Source organism: Streptomyces sp. C36 (assembly GCF_040932295.1).
Classification (GTDB): Bacteria; Actinomycetota; Actinomycetes; order Streptomycetales; family Streptomycetaceae; genus Streptomyces; species Streptomyces triculaminicus.
On record NZ_JBFQGI010000001.1, the window covers coordinates 614,484 to 632,148 of the forward strand.

The window sequence follows — 17,665 nt, forward strand, 5'->3', positions numbered from 1 at the left end:
CGGGCCGGGCCCGCCGGTCGTACGCTCAGGCCTTCAGCCGGGCGTTCGACCGGGCGGTCGCGGCCGACAGGCCGGCGGCGATCACGCCCAGGCCCGCCGTGACGGCGACGAACGCCGGGCCCGCCGGCTGCCAGGGGCTCAGCACGGTGGTGCCCACGGCGACGCCCAGATGGTCCAGGGTGCCGTTCCACGAGACCACGCTCGCCCGCCGGCGGGGGCTGGCGCTGCCGAGGTAGGTCTGCTGCGTGGTGTAGAAGGCGCCCCCGGCCGCGAACCAGACGAACAGCGCCGCCAGAGTCACCGCGAGCTGGGTGACGGACAGGGCGACGACGGCGGCCGCCACGAACACCAGCGCGAGAACGGCCGACAGGCCGTTCTCGTCGCGGCCGCGCTCGAGCACCCGGTCGATCACCCGGCCGGCCAGCACCGACCCGGTCAGGGATCCCGCCCCCACCAACAGCCCGACCAGCCCCAGCCGCCCCGCGTCGAACCCGAACCGCTCGGCGAACAGCGCGCCGACGAACGTATACGCCCCCAGCCGGCCCGCCTGCAGGAACCCCGTCGACAGCAGAGGCAGCGCCAGCCGCCGGTCCCGCCAGATCCCGAACCCGCCCAGCACCGAACCGCGGCGGGCCGGGCGAGGCCCGCGCAGCAGCCAGAGGACGAGGACCACCACCGGCACCAGCCCGGCGGCCAGCGCCGCGAAGGCCCAGGACCAGTCGCCGGCCTGCGCGAGCAGCCCGCCCAGCGGCACCCCCAGGACCTGGCCGAGGGCGTAACAGGCCACCCCGCCGGCCACCGCCCGGCCGCGCCGGCGCGGCGCCGCCGCCTCGGCGAAGTAGGCCCACATGGCCGGTGCGGCCATCGCCCCGCCCAGCCCCGTCAGCGCGCGGGCGGCGGTCAGCGTACCCAGACTGCCGGCCATGGCGCACAGCAGGTTGCCGCACAGGAACAGCAGTCCGCCGCCGGCGATGAACACCCGGCGCGGAAACCGGTCGGAGACGCCGCCGAGCAGGGGAGCGGCGACGGCGTACGTCAGCACGTAGGCGGTCACGATCTGGGCCGCGGCACCCGTGCCGACGTTCAGGTCGTCGGCGATCGTCGGCAGCAGCGGCGAGACCAGGAACGTCTCGCACCCCATGAGGAAGAGGAAGGCGTACAGCACGGCGCAGCGGCCCCACGGCGTGGCCCGCCGGTCGTCCTCCGCCGCCTCCCGGCGGGGGACGACCAGCGGTCCGGGGCCGAGCCCGCTCACGCCGGCTCCGCGTAGGCGGGCGCCGGCGTGCGGGGCAGGCCGAGCTCGTCCCAGGTGCGGTCCAGGACGTCCGCGAAGTGGTGGACGTCCTCCGGCCGGTGGACGGGCGAGGGGTTGATGCGCAGCCGCTCGCTTCCCCGGGCGACGCTCGGGAAGTTGATGGGCTGCGCGTACAGCGCGTGGCGGTCCAGCAGGATGCCCGCCAGCCGCCGGCACTTGTCCACGTCGCCCACCAGCACCGGCACGATGTGGCTCTCCTCGCTCACCAGCGGGATTCCCGAACGGCGCAGCAGCGACTTCAGCAGCCCGGCGCGCTCGTGCAGCAACTCGCGCTCGCGGTCGCCGGCGCGCAGGTGCCGCACGCTGGCCAGGGCGCCGGCGGCCAGGGCCGGCGGCATGGACAGGGTGAAGATGAACGCCGGGGCGAGGCTGCGCACCGCGTCGATCACCGGGTCGGGGCCGGCCAGGTATCCGCCCGCGGTGCCGTAGCCCTTGGCGAACGTGCCCATCAGGACGGTGACCCCGTCGGCGACGCCGAGCTGCGCGGCCAGACCCGCGCCCTGGGGGCCGTACATGCCGACGGTGTGCGCCTCGTCGACGTACACCAGGGCGTCGTGCCGCTCGGCGACCGCGCACAGGTCCGCCATGGGGGCCATGTCGCCGTCCATGGAGTAGACGGACTCGAAGGCGACCACCTTCGGCCGGCCGGGACGGACGGTGCTCAGCCGCCGGTCGAGGTCGGCGGGGTCGTTGTGGGCGAAGACGTGCCGCTCGGCGCCGCTCGCCCGCATCGCCAGGATCATCGAGGCGTGGTTGAGCCGGTCGGAGAAGAACGCGCAGTCCGGCAACGTCCTGCCCAGGACGTACAGCGCGGCGTCGTTGGCGGCGTAGCCGGTGATGAAGCTGAGCGCCCTCTCCTTGCCGTGCAGGTCGGCCATCTCACGCTCCAGCGCGACATGGTGCGGCGTGGTGCCGGAGATGTTCCGCGACCCGCCGGCCGCGGCGCCCGAGGCGTCCAGCGTGGCGCGCATCGCGGCCAGGACGGCTGGGTGCTGACCCATGCCCAGGTGGTCGTTGCTGCACCAGACGGTGACCTCCCGGGGCCCCGCGGGCCGGTGGTGCAGGGCGCGCGGGAAGCGCCCGGCGAGCCGTTCGATCTCGACGAACGTGCGGTACTGCCCGGTCTTGCGGAGACCGTCCATACGATCGGCGAAGAAGCCTGAGTAATCGAACATCGGTGGAAATCCCCCCGTGGTGGGGCGCGTCCCCCCGCGCCCTCGCACCTTAAGCATGAAGCGGAAGGGATATCTTTCGCATCACCGACGAGGACGGTGCCATCTCCATCAAACGTGGCATTCACGGCATGGGGATCGCTACTCCCACGGAGTACGGGGCGCACCCCGAGCCCTACCTCAGGAGGATGGCGCGCCGACACGCGAGAGGTCAGCGCGCGTCGGCCGTCGCACGCGACAGCCTCACCGCACCCGGAATGACAAGGCGGGCCGCCCCGGGCGCCCCTCTCCGGTCGCTCAGCGGGTGATCTCCACCCGCACGTCCAGCCGGATCCTCGCCGTGATGTCGGCCGCCTGCTCCAACGAGGGGTCCTGATGGAGCAGGATCGTCGTGGCGTCGGCCGAGGAGACGACGCCGACGGTGCTGCTGTCGGCCCAGATGCACACGGGCACCGTGAAGGACTGCGCGCCCAGGGACGGATCGGTGGTCTTCATCTTCTGGCACTTCATCACCGCGTTGCCGTCCAGCCGGCTCGGCCTGAACGCCTTGGGACTGCCCTCGAGCTCCGGCTTGCCCGTGGGGTCCGCCTGAATGCCGAGGATCAAGGTGCGGAACATGTTGTCCACCGTCGCCTCGGGGTCCTTCACCCCGCCCCACAGGCCGCCGAAATTGGCCAGCTTGAGAGAGGGTGCCGTGGTGTCGGACTTGTACGCGCCCCCCACGCTCTGCGCGTCGGTGACGCCGACGATCGCGAGCGTCTGCTTGTCCACCTCGCGGAACGGATCCCGGCTCGTGACCGGGTCCTTCCGGTACGTGCCGGCCAGGATCGTGTCCGGAGCGGTGAGCCGATAGCGCTTGCCGTCTCCGGTGCCGGACGGCGTGGCGCCGGGCGCCGCCTCGAGGGCGTCCCTGAGGCCGCCGGGGCCCGCCGCCCCGGACGGGCCGCCCGTCCCCGCGGCCCGCGAAGGCTCCTGCCGGTCGCTTCCCTGCGTTGCGCGCGTGAGGACGACGGCCCCGGCCGCGACCGCCCCCGCGAGGACGAACACCCCCACCACGAGGGCGACCGTCCTCCCCCTGCCCCGCCTGCCCGGCGGCCGCGACGGTGGGGACGGGTACGGGTACGGGTACGGGTACGGGGCCGGGGCGGTGGGCGGCTGCGGAGGCTGGTGCGGCGGTATGCCGTACGGGCCCGGCTGGTCCTGACTCATCGACTGCCTCTGCGTTCTCTCCCCCGTGCCGGACACGGCGGAGCGTCGGTCGCACACGACGTCCTCATCGATGGCATACCGGCCGCGTCGCGCAGGCGGCAACGATTCCGGGCGAACGCCCCCGCCCACTGCTCCTTCACACCCGCCCGACCGCCCCTCCGCGCCTGTATCAGCTCACCGAACGGCGGCGCGCCGCGTCCGGCGACCCCGGTCAGCCGTCGTCCCCGTCCTCGCGGTCCTTGTCCGGCCAGGCGCGGGTGTCGCGGGGCTGGACGTAGGGCTCCTCGCCCGGGGGGTGTCCGCCGATGATCGCGCGTTGCCGGGACAGTTCCGCGTCGAACTCCAGGCCGAGCAGGATCGCCAGGTTCGTGATCCACAGCCACACCAGGAAGATGATCACGCCGGCGAGGGTGCCGTACGTCTTGTTGTAGGAGCCGAAGTGCGCCACGTACAGCGCGAAGCCCGCCGAGGCGGCCATCCAGATCGCGAGGGCCAGGAAGCTGCCCGGGGTGACCCACCTGAAGCCGCGGCCCCGCGCGTTCGGCGCCGCCCAGTACAGGATCGCGATCATGATCGTGACCAGCAGGATCAGCACCGGCCACTTGGCGATCGACCACACCGTGAGCGCCACCTCGCCCACACCCAGCGCCTTGCCCATCTGTCGCGCCAGAGCCCCGGTGAACACCACCAGCAACGCACTGACGCACGCCAGGATCATCAGCACCAGCGTCAGGGCGAGACGCAACGGCGTCACCTTCCACACCGGGCGCCCCTCACGGATGTCGTAGACGGCATTGGCGGAGCGGATGAACGCCGCCACGTACCCCGACGCCGACCACAGCGCGGCCAGCAGGCCGACCACCGCCAGAATCGATCCGAGACCGCCGGCGCCCCGCAGTTGCTCGATCGCGTTGGTGACGATGTCGCGGGCCGCGCCGGGCGTGAACGTCTTCAGGTTCTCCAGAATGCTCTTCGTCGCCGACTCGCCCGCGACACCCAGCAGAGACACCAGCACCAACAGCGCGGGGAACAGCGCCAGCACCGCGTAGTAGGTCAGCGCCGCCGCCCGGTCGGCGAGCTCGTCCTCCTTGAACTCCGCCGCCGTCCGGCGCAGCACCGCCCACCACGACTTCCTGCCCATGTCGGTCGGTTGGCCGGGCGCCTTCCGCGTACCCCGGCGCCCGGGCCCCTCGCCGTCGCCGTCGTGCCGCCTGTCCCGTGTCATGACAGCACGGATATCCGTACATACTCCCCGCCAACCCTACGGCCCGCTCGACGACGCCCCACCGTCATTCCGACAGCTCACGCCCACGCCGAGGCCGGACGATCCGGTGGGCCGCCATCCGAAAGCGTGACGCGCGGCCCACCGCACCCCACGGGCCGCCCCCGCGCACCACACTCGCGCTGACGAACAGCTCGACCGAGCGGACAAACCGAGCGGACAAACCGAGCGGACAAACCGAGCGGACAAACCGAGCGGATAAGCCGAAGGAAAGGACCCCGTGCTCCCCGTGCTCCACTGCGCCGCCACGCGCCGGCCCCACCGTCTTCTGGTTCTCCTCGCCGTTCTGGCGGCAGTCCTCTGCCACGCCGCGGCTCCGGCTGGCGCCGCCGTGAGCGGCCCCGTCATCGACCGGGAATTCGCGGATCCCGACGTGGTGAAGGCGGGCGGCACCTACCACGCCTACGCGACCAACGGCGAGGGAAAGAACATCCAGCACGCCACCTCGCGCGACCTCGTCCACTGGACGGTCGTGGGAGCGGACGCGCTGCCCGCCCTCGGCGCCTGGGCGGTGCCGGACCGCGGGAAGGTGTGGGCCCCTGAGGTGTACGACAACGGCACCGGCTTCACCATGCACTACACCGCCCTGGACCGGGCAGGCGGCAAGCAGTGCATCGGCGCCGCCCTGTCGCCCTCGCCCGACGGCCCGTTCCGGCCGGTCGGTGACGGCCCCCTGGTCTGCCCGGTGGCGCAGGGCGGAGCCATCGACGCCTCCAGCTACACGGAGAACGGCCGTCGCTACATGCTCTGGAAGAACGACGGCAACTGCTGCGAGATGGACACCTGGCTCCACCTCCAGCCCGTCTCCCGGGACGGAACCCGCACGACGGGCCCGGCCGTCCGGCTGATCAAGCAGGACCGGCCCTGGGAGGGCAAGGTCGTCGAGGCGCCCACCCTCGTCAAGCGCGCCGGCCACTACGTGCTGTTCTACTCGGCCGACTTCTACGGCGAGGACGCCTACAAGACGGGCTACGCCATGGCGAGCCGTCTCACCGGCCCGTACACCAAGGCCGAGGCGCCGCTGATGAGCACCGAGTCCTTCGCCGACGCGGTCCACAGCCCCGGCGGCCAGGACGTGGTGACCGGCCCGGACGGCCGTGACCGCATCGTCTTCCACGGCAGGCGCGCCCTCGGTTCACCCCGGGCCATGTACGTCGCCGGCCTCGGCTTCGAGCGCGGCCGTCCCGTGGTGCGGGGCGGCGCGGCAGGGACCTGACCGCGGTACGAACGCGGGTCAGCCCCACTTCTGGTGACCGGAGCGGTCACAGGGGTGGGCCCGCAGTCCGGCATTCCCCTCGTCGTCCAGGCAGGTCCCCGTCGCCTTGCTCCTGAGCTCCACCGACTCGTCGGGCCACGTGGTCACCGTCCACGACTGCGCGGCCGCGGCGGAGGAGGACGCCGAGCAGGGGGCCGCCCGCAGTCCCGTGTCGCCGTTGGCCAAACACATGCCCGTGGCGTGATTCCGCAGCTGCCGCGTGCCGTCCGGGAAGGGGCGAACGGTCCACCGCTGGTAGCTCATCCCGTTGCAGTCGTAGGAACGCAGCCTCTTGTCGAGGCTGTCGTCCAGACAGCGCCCGGTCGCCCGGCTGACGAAGATCCGTACGGACTCGGACAGCCCCACCGCGTGCTGCGGCGCGCGTTCCTTGCCCGCCGCCTGCGTGGTGCGGGAGCCGGCAGTGGACACCGGATCGGCTTGCAGGGTGAGCGACGTGAGCGCGGCGCCGAGCAGGAGGCCTGCGACGGTTCCCGCCGTGGCGTACGCCCAGGGGCCGCGCAGCGCGGTGCGGAGTGAGCCGAGCCGACGGCGGGCTCGAGGTGCCGGTTCGTCAGCCGGTTTGTCATCCGGTTTGTCAGCCGGTGCGTGAGCGGGGATTCCGGTCGGCGCGTCAGCCGGCCCTTCGATCGACCCTTCAGCCGGCTCGGGGTCCGCGGGTGGCCTGCCCTGGCTACGGTCGGCCGCTTCCCACAGGGCCCGGTACTCCGTGTGGTCGGCGCCCAGCACCCGGCACAGTTCACGGACCGTGGACCAGGGCGGGACCGTGGTCCCGAGGAAGTACCGGGAGAGCGACGAGTCGCTGCTCTGCACTTCGGTCTCCAGGGAGCGCAGCGTGCGGCCGGACCGCCGCTGCAACGCACGTAACGCGTTCCCCAATTGCCGCGCCGGGCTGTTGGCACGCCTGTCACCGCCGGCCATGGCGACTCCCTTCCGCACATCCGACGATGCCCGTCCCAACAGGTTTCGCCGGTCCCGGGACGAGCACGTCCCAGCAGGTCAGAACCCTAGGGATCCCGACCTCACTGAAGCAAACGGGACATTCTTGCGGTGGGTGACACGCCGCCACAGACTCGGATCACCGGCTCGGCAGCCGGACCGGGAACCGCCGGGTCCGTCGCCGCGCCGACGGGGCGTCACATGAGCAGGCGCGGAAGCGCTGTGCCACGGCCCCGAACCATCCGAGCGACGAGGCGCACAGCGCTCTGCCGCGCCGATCGCCGCATCACCCTTTCACCCACACGGGAGACACCCATGTCCAACACGTCCACCACCCCGTCCACCACCGTGGTCAAGCGATGGGGAATGGCGGCGCTGACCGCCCTGGTGTGCGCGGGTTCCACGGCCCTGTCGGCTCCTTCGGCACCCGCGGCACAGCCCACCGCGCCGACGGTCGCGGCCCACGCCGCCGCCCACCACGCCCCGGTCACCCGGGTCGCGGCGCCCGCCATCAGCCGCGCCCAGATGCTGCAGCGGGCGAAGACCTGGCTGACCGCCAACAACGGCCGACCCGTTCCGTACAGCCAGGTCAAGCACTGGAAGGACGGCTACCGGCAGGACTGCTCCGGCTACGTCTCCATGGCCCTGCGCCTGGGGGCTCCCGGCCCCAACACCGTGAAGCTCAAGAGCAGCCGCTACACCCGCCCGATCGCCATGAACCAGCTCGCCCCCGGCGACCTCGTCATCAAGGCGGACAGCGACAGCGCCGACTTCCGCCACGTCGTCATCTTCGACGGCTGGGCGAACAGCGCCCACACCGCGTACAAGTCCTACGAGCAGGCCGGCGGCGTCGGCACCCGCTGGAAGCAGCACTCCTACGGCGTGAACGGCCGCGACGGCTACCACGCCTACCGCCCGGTCAACATCACCGGCTGATCCCCCACCGGCAGGTTCCGGGCCCTGGTGCGCGGCCTCGGCGATGACGCCGCGCACCGGGTCGCGACGCGGGCCGGACCCCCTTCCCGGCGCTCCGTGCCGGGAGGACCGGCCCGCACCCTGCCCCACCGCCACGATGGCTTCTGGAGCCGACATGCTGTTCGAACGGTCCCGCACGCGGACCTTGGCCTTCCTGTCCGCCGGTGCCGCGGTCGCGCTGTTGCTGACGGCGGCGTGGTGGGCACGATGGCCGCACCCCGCCCACGACCCGACGGGCGCGCGTGCCCCTGGCGGCGCCCCCACCGCCCAGCTCCAGCGGTTGCTGCACGACGCGGAGCAACTGCTCCTGCGGTCCTGCATGCGCGGCGCGGGCTTCGACTACCACCCCGTACCCAGCACCTCACCCACAGACGACCGTTCCTTTCCCTACGTGCTCGACGACCCCGTCCGGGCGAGAGAACAGGGCTACGGCCGCGACATGCGGCGGGACCTGCGTGAGCTCGCCCGGCGCGACCCCAACCGCCGGTACTTCCAGTCGCTGCCCGCGCCGCGCCGGGCCCGGGCCCTCGTCGCCGCGAACGGCCCCAGCCCCGACGGACTGCGCGCCACCCTTCCCACCGGCGGCGTGGTGCGGCGCAGCGACCGCGGGTGCGTCTCGGCCGCCCAGCGCCGGCTGTACGGCGACGTCAGCGCGTGGTTCCAGCTGTCGAACACCGTGCGGGCCCTGGACTCCCTGCGCATGGCCCGGGTCATGGCCGACCCCCGCTACACCCACGGCGTCACCGCATGGGCGCAGTGCATGCGCCGCGCCGGTCATCCGTACGACACCCCGGGCCGGACCCGCGCCGCCGCCCTTTCCACCACCGATCCCATGCCGCGCGGACAGGAGACCGCACTCGCCCTGGCAGAAGCGCGGTGCGCGACACGGACCGGGCTCGCCGGACTCGCCCGGCGGCTCGACGACCACCACGGCTCGGCGCTGCGCCGCGAGTACCGCCGCGACATCGATCGGAAGGTCCGCTTGCAGAACCAGGCGCTGCCACGGGCGCGGGCGGTCGTCGCCGCCCTGGGCGAACGCTGACGGGCCCACCGGACCGACAAAAGCCCCCGCCGGTGCCGCACTGGGCGGCCCGGCCGAGACAGAAAGCGAAGGACAACGCATGACGACACACAAGGTTCGTACGCGTGCTCTGCTGGCCGGGCTGGCGGCCACGATCGTGACCGCCCTGGTCCCGGTCGGGGCCACGGCGGCCGCGTCGGCCGCCGCCGCGACCGACTCCCAGGCCGCCCCGGCCCCGGCCCCTGCGCCGGACGGCTTCCTCTACGCCTGGGAGCACCACCACGCCGGCGGCGCGCACTGCCGCTGGAACAAGGAGAACGCCAACTGGGCGGGCTGCCGGAACAAGGTCTCCGACGTCTGGAACAACGGATTCCCCGGCCGTCTCGCGAACGTCCGCCTCTTCTACGGCCTGGCCATGACCGGCTCATGGGTCTGCCTCCAGCAGGGCCAGTCGATTCCCGACCTGAACGCCGCGGGGACCGTGTTCACCGCCTTTGGCCGAGGCCAGGGCGAGAAGGTGAACGACAACGTCTCCTCGCACGACTGGGTCGACGCCTGCTGACCCACCCGGCCATCGCCCGGGAGCGGCGGGCCGGCAGCCGCAGTGGCTGCCGGCCCGCCGTGGCTCAGATGCCGTTCGCCCAGGTGCTGTACGCGCACAGGCCGAGGAACCCCGCCACGCACACGATCACGATCCACGACGTGAGCCCGGTGTGAGGGCCGCGCCCGTCGCGCCGCGACCGGGGCTCGCGTCGCTGCCGGGGTCCACGGGGCGCCGGCGTCGTGGCGTCGCCGGTGCTCTCGGCGAGCAGCCGGCGGCAGGCCGCGGCCAGGGTGGCCGTCCCGGCGGAGAGGGGGACCACGGCTTCCGCGCGCGCCGGTGCGGTGGTGCCCCCGTCGAGAATGCGACCTGCCCGCAGGAGGGCCTCGTCGCTGCCGCCCGTGGAAGCGAGGCTGATCCAGCGCTGGACGTGCTCGCCTCGGATGACCACCTGACCGGCCCGGTCGCGATAGACGGTGTGCTCCTGCCACAGCACGCCGGCCAGCTCGCTCGCGACTTCCCTCAGTTCCGCACTCACTCTGGTCCCCACCCCTAGTATCGAACAAACGTCTCATTCTAGCGTCCGTTCTGCGAGTGCGGTGCCGCGGACCGTGTCCGTTCGCTCACGTCGAGCGAGCGAAGGGGGCCGGGGATGTGAGGGCGCTCATGGGGCGTGGCTCACATACGAAAGAGGGCCGTACTGGAATGGCGGCGGAATTCCGGTATTTGATCTCACGTCGGGGGTGCGGGGGTACGGCGTTCCGCCGTAGGTCACATCTTTGCCAGGGGGTTTTCGGGCCGCTAACAATTGCTGAGTCGCACGGCGCCGTCGACCGAGAAACGGCGCTCTTTTTGCGCCATTGACGGCCATTGCGACGTAAGCGATTGGAAGGGTTCAGCTCGTTATGCGCTCCACCGTCTCCGGTTATTCCGCTCTGTCCAAGGCTCATAAGTTCTCCGCTGCCGGTCTGGTGACCGTGGCCGGTGCCGCCGCTCTGACGTTCGCTCTGGTGCCCCAGGCTCAGGCCGCGGATGTTCAGTCGGCTGGCGTGAAGACGGTGTCGCTGAGTGCTCAGGAGTTCGGTGTGACGCAGGACGGCGAGCTGGCGAAGGCTGCGGATGATGCTGCTGGTCAGGCGCAGGTCAAGGCCGCTGCCGCGGTGCAGGCCGAGGCGAAGGCGAAGGCTGATGCCGAGCGTGCGAGCCGTTCCGAGGCCCGTAAGCCGATGAAGCCCGCCGCCAAGCCGGCCGCGAAGCCGGCCCCGGCCAAGCCCGCCCCGGCGAAGAAGGCCTACGCCGACAACCTGGACGGCTGGATCAGCGAGTCCCTGGACATCCTGCGCTCGAAGGGCATCCCGGCCTCCTACGACGGTATTAAGCGCAACATCATGCGTGAGTCGACCGGTAATCCCCAGGCGATCAATGACTGGGATGTCAACGCGGTGAACGGTGTGCCGTCGAAGGGTCTGCTGCAGATCATCGACCCGACGTTCAAGGCGTATCACGTCGAGGGCACGTCCTGGAACATTTACGACCCGGTCGCCAACATCACCGCGTCCTGCAACTACGCGGCCGACAAGTACGGCTCCATGGACAACGTCAACTCCGCGTACTGATCCGGACGCGACCCGCACAACGCGCCAGGGGCGCAGCACCCGCACGGGAGCTGCGCCCCTCGCGCGTGCCGGCTCAGCCGGAGTACCTCCAGAGGGTGAGCAGCGTGTCGAACGAGGGGAGCTCGTTCTGGCCGACGACGTCCTTGATCTCGATCATCGCGAGGTTGTGCTCCGTGGTGATGGTGCAGAGCACCATGCCCTTGTGGAGCGTGGTGTGGTCGACCAGGTCCTTCTTGTTGACGTCCGCCGGCAGGACGTTGGTCTGCGCGCCGGCCAGGCACTGCTGGTACGTGGTGCCGCTGCTCACGCCCGTCGTCGTGTTGAAGTGCACCCTCTGGAAGAGATCGGACGCCCCGTCCACGGCCTCGTACCGCAGTTCCGCGCTCGTCGACTTGGTGTTGTCGGTGCTGCTCTGCGGCGTGTCGAGGTCGGCGAAGAGGTAACCGTTGCTCGGCGGCCGGAGCGTCAGCTGTCTGCCCGAGAAGACGAGGGCGCCCGGCGTGCCTCCGGTGTCCGGGGCCGCGCCCGCCGCGGGGCTCGCGAGGACGGCGGCGCCCGGCGAGGGGGTCGGGGACGACCTCTGGGCGGGCGGGGTCCGGGCGGGCGGTGAGGCCGACGCGGCCGCGCCCGTCACGGCCTTGTGCGACGAGGATGGCGCGTCGTGGCCGTCCGGCCACCAGTACACGACCGCGCTCACGCAGGCGACGGCGGTCAGGGCGGCCGCGGCGAGCAGTGGAAGACGGCGGCGGCGTGACGTCGGTGAGGGCGAAGCGTCGGCGGGGTGGCCCGGCCCGGTGCCGGTCGGGGGGTGCGCTGCGGCGTTCCCGGAGTTCTGGCCGGGGAAGCCGCCGGTGTACGGCGGCCGGGTCGGGCCGTCGGGCCCGAAGGCGTCCGGTCCCGCCGCCGCCCCGCGGCCGGAGTGCCCGTAGCCGGTCTGCCCGTAGCCGGTCTGCGCGGACCCGGTCTGTGAGGGCTCGCCTTCCGGCGCGAGCGGTGCGTCGGGGAGCGCCCCGACCGCCTGTTCCCTGCGGGTCGTCTCGGCGGCGATCGGAGCGGGTAGCCAGCCGTCGAAGTCGCGGAGCCTGCGGCCGCTCGCCTCCTCGCACATCGCCGCCAGCTCCTCGGGCCCCGGCCGCTGTCCGGGGTCGCCGTCGAGGCAACGGTCCAGGAGCGGGCGCAGTTCACGGGGGTAGCGGCTCAGGTCGGGCGGGTGGGAGACGGTGTTGCCGATCCGGTGGGCCAGCGTGGTCGCCTGCCCTTCGCCGAACGGGTGGTGACCGGTGGCGGCGACGGCCGCCACCAGCCCCAGCGAGAACAGGTCGGCGGCCGGCGTGAGGGGGAGTCCGGCGACCTGCTCGGGGGACATGTACTGCGGGGTGCCCACGACACCTCCGCTGCGGGTGAGTTGGGTGGAGTCGGCGGCTCGGGCGATGCCGAAGTCGATCACCCACGGGCCCTCCGACCCGAGCAGGATGTTGCTCGGCTTCAGGTCGCGGTGGATGATCCCGGCCGCGTGGACCGCGCGCAGCGCCTCCGCCACACAGCCGACGAGGTGGAGGACGGCAGGGGCGGGCAGCGGGCCGAAGTCGTCGAGCGCGGTGTTCAGCGGCAGCCCGGGGATGTAGGTGCCGGCGATCCAGGGTCTGGCGCCGGTGGTGTCGTGGTCGACGACGGGCACGACGTGATAGCCGCGCACCTGCCGTGCGGCGCGTGCCTCCTGCTGGAAGCGCAGACGGTACTCCTCCTCGTCCGCGAGCTCTCTTCGGATCAGCTTGAGCGCCACCGGCTGGTTCCCCCGGGTACGGGAGAGGAACACCGACCCCATGCCCCCCTCGCCGATCCTGGCCAGCAGCTGGTAACCCGCCACCTCTCGCGGGTCTTCCGTTCGCAGCGGCCTCAAGTGGCCCTGCTTCCACGAGATTTCGATGAGAATCCCTCCCCGGTCGTTCTGAGGGGTGCGATGCTAGCGGCGGCACCGCGCCACGGTGGCCGAAAACCGGATGACCGACGGGCTGTGGCACATCCGGCACGCCTGCCTCGTACAGGCCCGCCCGCCACACGAACACGTCAACACATCAACACGTCAACACGCCGGCATACCCGCACGCCGACGTGGCGGCACGGAGGGCCGGAGGGCCGATGGAGCACAACCTGCCAGGCGCGGCGGACCAGGCCGACTATCTGGTCGACCTGTCCAACGTGGTACGCGACCGGTCGCTCGGCGCCCCGGGGGCCCGCTCCCTGCACCGGTTCCGGCTCGTCGTGCAGGCCTTGGCGCGCCTCACCGGCGATCCGGACGTGCCCGTCTACCCCGTGGCCGATGCGAGCCTGCTCGGCGGGGCCCGCGAGTTCACCGACCCGGGCGACGTGGCGACGCTCCGGCGCTGGGTCGAGGAGGGCCTGGTCGAGGAGGTCGGCGACGCCGACCGGCGCATCCTGGAACTGATGGAGATGACCAGCGCCGCACATACCCGGACCGTGACCGGCGACCTCCTGGTCGGCCACCGCCGCGAACACCCCTGGATCCAGGGGAACACCGACCGGTTCCTCAAGCCGGTGGCGGGACCGTCCGGCTCGGTACGGCTCGTTCCACTGGACATGGGCTTCCGTACGCAGGCGGAGATCTCCCGGAACGACGAGCTCGCGGCGTTCAAGAAGCAGGGGCTGCTCAAGAGCTCACAGCAGCCGATCTCCGCCGTGATCAACCGGTTCTGGCGCTGTCCGGAGCGGCGCTGCTCCCTCTACGATCCCCGCAGCGGCCGCGTGCTGCTGCCCCGTATGCGGGGCGGTGTCCCCACCTGCGAGGTGCACGGCACGCCTCTGGCCGACGCGGGGCCCCGCCCGGCCATGGCCCAGCTCAAGGCCATGGTGAACGGCGGCTGCGCGGCCCGCTACACCGTGGAGGAGGGCTCGCGCACCGCCGTCGGCCGCAACCCCGAGGGCGGCATCGCCCTGTACGCCCTGCTGTCCCCGCAGGTGGCGGCGCGCGTCAGCCGTGAGCACGTCGTCGTCTCCAGCACCGACGGCATCCTCCGGGTCCGGGACGTCAGCACGTACGGCACCCGCATGCGCGCCGCCGACCGCCATGGCCGCCTGGGCCCCTGGGAGCGGCTGACCCGGGACAAGGACCGGCGCTTCGGCCCCGGCGACGAGGTGGAGCTCGCGCCCGGCGTGGTGCTCACCCGCAGCGGCCGCCGCTTCCCCGCGGAGCTGGCGACGGCCTGGCGGACCGGCCCCAAGGGCCCGTCGGTTCCGCCGGAAGCGTCCATGCCGACGTCGTTCCGCTGAATCCCCGGGCTGAGTCCCCGGGCTGAATCCTCAGGCTGAAATCCCCGCGCTCGGCCGCTGTCGTGCTGCTCAGCGGCTTCCGGTGGCGAACGGGCCGCCGTCGCCGAAGGCAAGTTCGGCGAAGCGCTCGCCGATACGGCGGTGGCCGGCGGGGTCCGGGTGGAGCTCGTCGGGCAGGGGCAGCTCGGCGAAGTCGGGCTCGCCGTACAGCGAACGACCGTCGAGGTAGTGCAGGTTGGGGTCGTCGGCCGCTCGTAGTGCGGTGATGCGCGAGAGCTCGTCCCGGATGACGTTGAGCGTCAGCCGGGTGCGGTCCGACGGGTCGCCCGTGGCCCGGAACCGCGGCTTCTGGCCGTCGAATTCCAGTGCGGCGGGACCCGGGGTGTCCTCGTGGATGGGGCAGAAGACGGGGGAGACGACCAGCAGGGGCGTGGTGGGGTGTCCCTCGCGGAGGGTGTCGAGGAAGCCGTGCACGGCCGGGGCGAAGGCGCGCAGGCGCATCAGGTCGGTGTTGACCAGGTTGATGCCGATCTTGACGCTGATCAGGTCCGCGGGGGTGTCGCGCATGGTGCGTGCGGTGAACGGGTCGAGCAGGGCGTTGCCGCCGAATCCCAGGTTGATCAGCTCCACGTCGCTCCGGAGGGCGGCGAGCGCCGGCCAGGTCGCCGTCGGGCGGTCGGCGTTGGAGCCGTGGCTGAGGGAGCTGCCGTGGTGCAGCCACACCCTGCGGCCGGAGTTCGGTACGGCCTCGACCGGCGCGTCGGTGCGCAGGGCGACCAGCTCGGTGGTCTCGTTGTGCGGCAGCCAGATCTCGACGTCCTTCGCGCCGGCGGACAGCCCGGTGAACCGTACGGTCCCGGGCCGGCCGGGGCGGGTTTCCATGGCCCCGGTGGTCACGTCGATGACCTGCACATTGCCGCCGGCCACACTGGCCCGTCCGCTCGGGCGGCCGTCGACGAGCAGCTCGTACACGCCGTCCGCGGGGGCGGGGGCGCCCTGGTAGAGCCTCTTGGTGGGGAGTACGTCCAGCTCGAGGGCGGTGGCCCGGGTGCGGAAGGCCAGCCGCACGCCGGAGGGCTGGGCCTCCATCATGGCGAGGAAAGAGTCGGGGAACTGCTTCCGCGCCCAGGCGGGCAGCCGGTGCGGCAGCAGGCCGTGCGTGGTGCGTTCCACGTCGAGGGCGCCACGCAGGATGCGGGATTCGATCGGCGTCGTGATCCAGTCGGTCGCCGTGCCGGCTCGCTCCGGCTCGGGGACGTCGTTGAGCTGGGTGTTCATGGGCTCACCCTGTCAAGCGGATTCCCGGTTCGCACATGATTTTCCGCGGGCACCCGTTCTCCCCGGCGGCCGGTGGCGCCCCGTCACGCGTGACCGTCGTCCGCCGATATGCGCGTGGCAGGTATCGGACGGGGCGATTCGCGGGACACTCTGCACGTCCACGTGTCCATGGCGGTGCGGCCGGAGCCGCGCGCGCCGTGTGAGTGGGACGAAGCCATACGACGGGGGTGGTGATGGTGGAGTTACCGGTGGGTGATCCCCGATGGGTCGGCCGCTACCGCATCGTGGGGCGGCTCGGATCCGGGGGCATGGGCTGGGTGTACCTGGCCCGTTCGCCGGGCGGCCGGCTGATGGCGGTGAAGGTGGTACGCCCGGAACTGGCCGCCGACCGGACGTTCCGGAAGCGGTTCGCGCGCGAGGTCGAGGCCGCTCGAGCCGTGGGCGGTGCCTTCACCGCATCCGTCGTCGACGCCGACGCCGAGGCCGATCCGCCGTGGCTGGCGACCGTGTACGTGCCCGGCCCCTCCCTCACGGAGGCCGTGCGCGCCGACGGGCCGCTCCCGGAGGAGCAGGTGTGGCAGCTGGGCGCGGGCCTGGTGGAGGCGCTGCAGGCCATCCACGGTGCGCATGTGGTGCACCGGGACCTCAAGCCGTCGAACGTCCTGCTGGCGGAGGACGGCCCACGGGTCATCGACTTCGGGATCTCGCTGGTCGAGGGCCGGAACGGGCTCACGCTGCCGGGCGTGGTCATGGGCACACCGCCGTTCATGTCGCCGGAGCAGGTGATGGGCGAGCGGGTCGGGCCGCCCAGCGATGTCTTCTCGCTCGGGGGCGTGCTGGTGTTCGCGGCGACCGGCCGGGCGCCCTTCGGCCACGGGGAGGGGCTGTTCTACCGCATCGCGCACCAGGAGCCGCGCCTGGACGCGGTGCCGGCCGGGCTGCGGAGCCTCGTCGCACGGTGCATGGCGAAGCCGCCGGGGGCCCGGCCCACGACCGAGGCCCTGCTGGAGGAGTTCGCGGCCCGGTCCGCCCAGGTCGCGGAGGAGTGCTGGCCGCCGCCCGGGGTCGCCGAGACCATTCGCGAGCGTGCCGGTGAGGTGGAGGCGCGGGGGTCGACCGGTACGCCCGGTGCTTCCGTGCCCTCCCGTTTGTTGTCGCATGCCCAGGCCCTGCTCGATGCCGGGCTGACCGACGGCATGGTCGTCGAGGCGTCGTGGAGGCGGTGAGCCGTGGCGGATGGTGAGACGGCGAGTTCGGGATGGGACGAGAGGGAAGTGGGCGCTCACTGGCGCTGGTTGGTGAGCGACTGGGCGACGCACAGCAATTTCCATTCCGTCCCGGACGCCACATCCATATCGCTGGAATTCGATCTTCCAGAGGTGGGGCGTGTGATGACCGTGAGATTCATGGCGACGGCGAGACTTCTCGTCGCCTTTATGACCGATGGCCGGTTCCTGTCGAAGGACCAGCTGGCGCTGGGGGCGGCCGCCGCGAACGCCTGGAATGTCGAGCGGCTGATCCCCGTGCTGTCCGTCTGGGACGTACGCGGGCCGCACCCCTGTCTCGCCGGATCATGCGTTCTGCCGCTGACCTGCCGGATCGCGGCTACGGACTTCCATGTGCTCGCCGGCGAATGGGTGGAGGCGGCCGTCCAGATGTTCACCCGGTGCCATCAGGTGTTCAGACTTTAATAAGTATGCGCGGAAACTGTGCATGCCCTGACGGTGGCCGGTAACGGTCCCTAGAATTACCGCAC

Annotated in this window: 16 protein-coding genes; 8 read left to right on the plus strand and 8 right to left on the minus strand. The window is 72.1% G+C overall.

The window, feature by feature from the left end:
* Window positions 1–25: 25 nt before the first annotated feature.
* The 4 genes from AB4K12_RS02690 to AB4K12_RS02705 form a co-directional block, all read right to left on the minus strand.
* A complete protein-coding gene (locus AB4K12_RS02690; protein ID WP_368432587.1) occupies window positions 26–1,255 on the minus strand; it encodes an MFS transporter in 1,230 nt (409 codons plus the stop codon).
* Entirely contained in the window at window positions 1,252–2,490 is a 1,239-nt protein-coding gene (hemA, locus tag AB4K12_RS02695; protein WP_368432588.1) for a 5-aminolevulinate synthase, read from the minus strand. Before hemA ends, AB4K12_RS02690 begins: the two co-directional genes overlap by 4 nt.
* Before the next feature lie 294 nt (window positions 2,491–2,784).
* Window positions 2,785–3,696: a hypothetical protein gene (locus AB4K12_RS02700; RefSeq protein ID WP_368432589.1), complete on the minus strand. Its 912-nt coding sequence runs from the start codon at window positions 3,694–3,696 to the stop codon at window positions 2,785–2,787.
* Between the two features lie 211 nt (window positions 3,697–3,907).
* Window positions 3,908–4,921: a YihY/virulence factor BrkB family protein gene (locus tag AB4K12_RS02705; protein WP_368432590.1), complete on the minus strand. Its 1,014-nt coding sequence runs from the start codon at window positions 4,919–4,921 to the stop codon at window positions 3,908–3,910.
* Window positions 4,922–5,198: 277 nt separating this feature from the next.
* On the opposite strand from AB4K12_RS02705, the gene AB4K12_RS02710 reads away from it, so the two are divergent.
* Window positions 5,199–6,194 (plus strand): glycoside hydrolase family 43 protein, encoded by a 996-nt coding sequence (locus tag AB4K12_RS02710; protein WP_368432591.1) that lies wholly within the window; start codon window positions 5,199–5,201, stop codon window positions 6,192–6,194.
* A gap of 18 nt (window positions 6,195–6,212) precedes the next feature.
* Here AB4K12_RS02710 and AB4K12_RS02715 read toward each other — a convergent pair whose 3' ends face one another.
* On the minus strand, window positions 6,213–7,172 hold the full coding sequence (locus tag AB4K12_RS02715; protein ID WP_368432592.1) for a ricin-type beta-trefoil lectin domain protein: 960 nt from the start codon (window positions 7,170–7,172) through the stop codon (window positions 6,213–6,215).
* A gap of 333 nt (window positions 7,173–7,505) precedes the next feature.
* Between AB4K12_RS02715 and AB4K12_RS02720 the strand changes: the two genes are divergently transcribed.
* From AB4K12_RS02720 to AB4K12_RS02730, 3 genes are all read left to right on the plus strand, one after another.
* Window positions 7,506–8,126: a hypothetical protein gene (locus tag AB4K12_RS02720; protein ID WP_368432593.1), complete on the plus strand. Its 621-nt coding sequence runs from the start codon at window positions 7,506–7,508 to the stop codon at window positions 8,124–8,126.
* A gap of 154 nt (window positions 8,127–8,280) precedes the next feature.
* Complete coding sequence (locus AB4K12_RS02725; RefSeq protein WP_368432594.1) at window positions 8,281–9,207, plus strand: hypothetical protein; 927 nt, start codon at window positions 8,281–8,283, stop codon at window positions 9,205–9,207.
* 79 nt (window positions 9,208–9,286) lie between these two features.
* The gene (locus tag AB4K12_RS02730) at window positions 9,287–9,748 is read left to right on the plus strand and encodes a peptidase inhibitor family I36 protein (RefSeq protein ID WP_368432595.1); all 462 of its coding nucleotides are present in this window, start codon (window positions 9,287–9,289) and stop codon (window positions 9,746–9,748) included.
* 64 nt (window positions 9,749–9,812) lie between these two features.
* Here the strand turns inward: AB4K12_RS02730 and AB4K12_RS02735 are convergent, their stop codons facing one another.
* Window positions 9,813–10,265: a hypothetical protein gene (locus AB4K12_RS02735; RefSeq protein ID WP_368432596.1), complete on the minus strand. Its 453-nt coding sequence runs from the start codon at window positions 10,263–10,265 to the stop codon at window positions 9,813–9,815.
* Between the two features lie 367 nt (window positions 10,266–10,632).
* Here AB4K12_RS02735 and AB4K12_RS02740 point away from each other — a divergent pair, with 367 nt between their 5' ends.
* Window positions 10,633–11,343: a transglycosylase SLT domain-containing protein gene (locus AB4K12_RS02740; RefSeq protein WP_368432597.1), complete on the plus strand. Its 711-nt coding sequence runs from the start codon at window positions 10,633–10,635 to the stop codon at window positions 11,341–11,343.
* A 73-nt stretch (window positions 11,344–11,416) separates the two neighbouring features.
* On the opposite strand, the gene AB4K12_RS02745 is transcribed toward AB4K12_RS02740, so the two are convergent.
* Window positions 11,417–13,210: a protein kinase gene (locus AB4K12_RS02745; RefSeq protein WP_368432598.1), complete on the minus strand. Its 1,794-nt coding sequence runs from the start codon at window positions 13,208–13,210 to the stop codon at window positions 11,417–11,419.
* Window positions 13,211–13,482: 272 nt separating this feature from the next.
* Between AB4K12_RS02745 and AB4K12_RS02750 the strand changes: the two genes are divergently transcribed.
* Window positions 13,483–14,631, plus strand: a complete 1,149-nt coding sequence (locus tag AB4K12_RS02750) for an FHA domain-containing protein (protein WP_368432599.1) — start codon at window positions 13,483–13,485, stop codon at window positions 14,629–14,631.
* A gap of 69 nt (window positions 14,632–14,700) precedes the next feature.
* Here AB4K12_RS02750 and AB4K12_RS02755 read toward each other — a convergent pair whose 3' ends face one another.
* Window positions 14,701–15,909, minus strand: a complete 1,209-nt coding sequence (locus AB4K12_RS02755) for a GDSL-type esterase/lipase family protein (RefSeq protein ID WP_368432600.1) — start codon at window positions 15,907–15,909, stop codon at window positions 14,701–14,703.
* 248 nt (window positions 15,910–16,157) lie between these two features.
* Here AB4K12_RS02755 and AB4K12_RS02760 point away from each other — a divergent pair, with 248 nt between their 5' ends.
* Both AB4K12_RS02760 and AB4K12_RS02765 read left to right on the plus strand, forming a co-directional pair.
* A complete protein-coding gene (locus tag AB4K12_RS02760; RefSeq protein WP_368432601.1) occupies window positions 16,158–17,135 on the plus strand; it encodes a serine/threonine-protein kinase in 978 nt (325 codons plus the stop codon).
* Window positions 17,136–17,138: 3 nt separating this feature from the next.
* The gene (locus AB4K12_RS02765; RefSeq protein WP_368432602.1) at window positions 17,139–17,600 is read left to right on the plus strand and encodes a hypothetical protein; all 462 of its coding nucleotides are present in this window, start codon (window positions 17,139–17,141) and stop codon (window positions 17,598–17,600) included.
* Window positions 17,601–17,665 lie beyond the last annotated feature (65 nt).

Bases quoted from the DNA above. Each gene is read 5' to 3' on its own strand.
- hemA (WP_368432588.1), bottom strand. From the start codon at position 2,490: ATGTTCGATTACTCAGGCTTCTTCGCCGATCGTATGGACGGTCTCCGC.
- AB4K12_RS02700 (WP_368432589.1), bottom strand. From the start codon at position 3,696: ATGAGTCAGGACCAGCCGGGCCCGTACGGCATACCGCCGCACCAGCCT.
- AB4K12_RS02705 (WP_368432590.1), bottom strand. From the start codon at position 4,921: ATGACACGGGACAGGCGGCACGACGGCGACGGCGAGGGGCCCGGGCGC.
- AB4K12_RS02715 (WP_368432592.1), bottom strand. From the start codon at position 7,172: ATGGCCGGCGGTGACAGGCGTGCCAACAGCCCGGCGCGGCAATTGGGG.
- AB4K12_RS02720 (WP_368432593.1), top strand. From the start codon at position 7,506: ATGTCCAACACGTCCACCACCCCGTCCACCACCGTGGTCAAGCGATGG.
- AB4K12_RS02725 (WP_368432594.1), top strand. From the start codon at position 8,281: ATGCTGTTCGAACGGTCCCGCACGCGGACCTTGGCCTTCCTGTCCGCC.
- AB4K12_RS02730 (WP_368432595.1), top strand. From the start codon at position 9,287: ATGACGACACACAAGGTTCGTACGCGTGCTCTGCTGGCCGGGCTGGCG.
- AB4K12_RS02740 (WP_368432597.1), top strand. From the start codon at position 10,633: ATGCGCTCCACCGTCTCCGGTTATTCCGCTCTGTCCAAGGCTCATAAG.
- AB4K12_RS02750 (WP_368432599.1), top strand. From the start codon at position 13,483: ATGGAGCACAACCTGCCAGGCGCGGCGGACCAGGCCGACTATCTGGTC.
- AB4K12_RS02755 (WP_368432600.1), bottom strand. From the start codon at position 15,909: ATGAACACCCAGCTCAACGACGTCCCCGAGCCGGAGCGAGCCGGCACG.